The 2,374-nt window shown below is 75.7% G+C and carries 1 protein-coding gene and 5 pseudogenes; 5 read left to right on the top strand and 1 reads right to left on the bottom strand.

The genetic code is table 11. From position 1 onward, the window contains the following. On the bottom strand, nucleotides 1–926 hold a 926-nt coding region (locus H3C53_02015), incomplete at its 3' end, for a hypothetical protein (protein MBW7915451.1). Between the two features lie 178 nt (nucleotides 927–1,104). Between H3C53_02015 and H3C53_02010 the strand changes: the two are divergent. The 5 pseudogenes from H3C53_02010 to H3C53_01990 all read left to right on the top strand — a co-directional run bounded on the left by H3C53_02010 (nucleotide 1,105) and on the right by H3C53_01990 (nucleotide 2,374). Then, a pseudogene (locus H3C53_02010) lies at nucleotides 1,105–1,281 on the top strand (S-layer homology domain-containing protein). After that, a pseudogene (locus H3C53_02005) lies at nucleotides 1,261–1,482 on the top strand (S-layer homology domain-containing protein). The pseudogenes H3C53_02010 and H3C53_02005 overlap by 21 nt, the downstream one beginning before the upstream one ends. 96 nt (nucleotides 1,483–1,578) lie before the next feature. Then, nucleotides 1,579–1,872, top strand: a pseudogene (locus tag H3C53_02000) (collagen-like protein). A gap of 117 nt (nucleotides 1,873–1,989) precedes the next feature. Then, nucleotides 1,990–2,187, top strand: a pseudogene (locus tag H3C53_01995) (hypothetical protein). A gap of 75 nt (nucleotides 2,188–2,262) precedes the next feature. After that, nucleotides 2,263–2,374 (top strand): annotated as a pseudogene (locus tag H3C53_01990) (collagen-like protein).

Below are 2,374 nucleotides of genomic sequence, written 5' to 3'. Positions count from 1 at the left end.
GTTGCCGTCGGGGCCTGCGCTGTTGGCTCCAGCGGCGCGGTGGGCTCTGCCGCCTGAGCGGGTGCGGCCGCCTCCGCCGCTGCCCGTTGCGCCTCGTGCCGCGCGATCACCTCCGCCGCCTCGGCGTCGCCGGGAGCCAGCTGCAGCACGTGCTCCCACGCCGTCAGCGCGGCGTCCTCCTGGCCCAGGGCGCCCAGCGCCGCGGCAACGCCGCGCGCGGCGTCAACGAACGTCGGGGCCGACTCCGCGGCGCGGCGGAACTCCCGCAGGGCGGCCTGGTAGTCGCCCGCGGCGTACGCCTTGCGACCGGCGATGAACGAGTCGGCGTTGGCAAGGCCGTAGTTCGACCCGAGCTGAGCCCGCTCCAGCAGCGGCTCGAGCTGAGGTTGGGCGACGATGGCGGCGGCGAGGTAAGGGGTGGCGGCGGCCGCGTCGCCGCTGGCGAGCAGGGCCTGACCCAACCACGACGCGACGTCGAGGTCGGCGGGAGCGTAACCGTTCGCGGCGGTGAGGAGCTCCAGGGCGCGCGGCAGGTTACCTGCCCGCATGGCCTGGAACCCCAAGGTGCCTGCGGCGCCCGCCGCGGCTGTGCGGGCCGCGGCGTCCATAGTGCCGCCGGCCGCGGCGTAATCCTGCCAGGCGGTCCAGGCGCGGCCGGTCCACCCCGTCAACCCGTACGCCTGCGCCAGGAACCGCAGCGGTTCGGGCCTTTGCGGTGCCAACTCGTGAGCCTTCTCGGCGGCCGCGAACGCTTCGCGCCACAGTGGTTGGTCCGGTAGGTAGCGGTCGTAGGTAACCATGGCTTCCGCCGCCGCCGCCTGCGCCGCTTCGAGCGCGGCCGCCGCCGCGGGCGGGAGCGGCGCCTGCGCCTGTGCGGTCGTGCACAAGATGAGGAGCGTGAGCGCGAGCGGGATGAGCCTGGTCATCTACGAACAGATGATAGCGGGCCGGGTGACCGGGGCGTCGTAACGACGCCGGCTGCCCTCGCCCCGCGGGGTGACCGGAACCGGTAATATGACCGTCCGGAAGGGCATGTTGACCTAGCCAGTCGGCTTCGTTCGCCGCCCGCTTTACCCGCGGGCCGGAACCAGGGAGTGGAGACGCATGCGAAGAGTGTTGCTCGTCGTCGTGGCAGCGCTGGCCGTGGCCTTCGGGCTGACCCAGTCGGGTAGCGACTGGGGCCGTGGCGCTGTCCAGGAACTAAGCGACAAGGGGATCGACACCGGCTTCCCCGACGGTTCGTTCATCGGGAACGGTCCGATGACCGGCTACCAAGCGGCCGTGCTCGTGGACCGACTCCTGGCTCGGGTCGACCAGGCGACCGGCTGCACCGACGCCATGGCCGGCATGCCCGACACCGACTTCCGCTTCTCCGACGTGCCCGCGGACCACTGGGCGGCCGGTGCCGTGGAGCGCGTCGCCGCTCTTGGCGTGGGCGAGGCGTTCCCGGACGGCGAACTACACGGCGACGAGTTCCTGAGCGGCTACCAGGTCGCGCTCCTCATCGGCCAGGCGGTGAGCCTGGTGGACGCTAAGGCCGCGTGCGGCACCGAATCGGTGCAGGCGCGCCTGGGCGAGATGAGCGCCGAGGTCGCCGCGCTGCGCGCCGACATCGCGGCGGGGGCCCTGACCGGCCCGGCCGGGCCCGCGGGTCCGGTCGGCCCGGCAGGCCCACGGGGCGAGCGGGGCGAGGTCGGGCCGCAGGGACCGGTTGGCGAGCGCGGGCCAGAGGGTCCGGCCGGACCGGTCGGCCCGGCCGGACCGGTGGGCGCGATCGGCCCAGCCGGACCCGCGGGGCCGCGAGGCGAGGCCGGTCCCGCCGGGCCCGCCGGCCGAAGCGGCGAGAAGGGCGAGCGGGGCGACGCCGGCCTGGCGTGTTGGGACCTGAACGGCGACGGCAGCTTCGGCCTGGAGGAGGACATCAACCTCGACGGGGTGGCCGACGCCCTCGACTGCGTGGGCGCGCAGGGTCCGGCGGGCGCGGTCGGCCCGGCCGGACCGCGGGGCGAACGCGGCCCGACGGGCCCAACCGGCCCGACGGGACCCGTGGGGCCCATCGGACCCGCCGGCCCGGTCGGCCGCACCGGGGACAGGGGCGCGGTCGGTCCGGTCGGGCCCGCGGGGCCACAGGGTGAACGTGGTCCGGTCGGGCCGGTCGGGGCGGCGGGACCCGCAGGCCCTGCAGGACCGCAGGGCGAGCGGGGTGAGGCTGGGCCGCAGGGACCGGTCGGCGAGCGTGGACCAGAGGGTCCGGCCGGACCGCGAGGCGAGCGGGGCGAGGTCGGCCCGACCGGTCCGGCGGGTCCGCAGGGTGAGCGCGGTCCGGAAGGTCCTGCTGGTCCGCAAGGTCCGGTGGGTCCTGCTGGCCCGCAGG

The organism is Trueperaceae bacterium, assembly GCA_019454765.1.
Taxonomy (GTDB): Bacteria; Deinococcota; Deinococci; order Deinococcales; family Trueperaceae; genus JAAYYF01.
The sequence above is the reverse complement of the archived record's forward strand: the minus strand, read 5'-3'. Positions and strand labels throughout refer to the sequence as shown.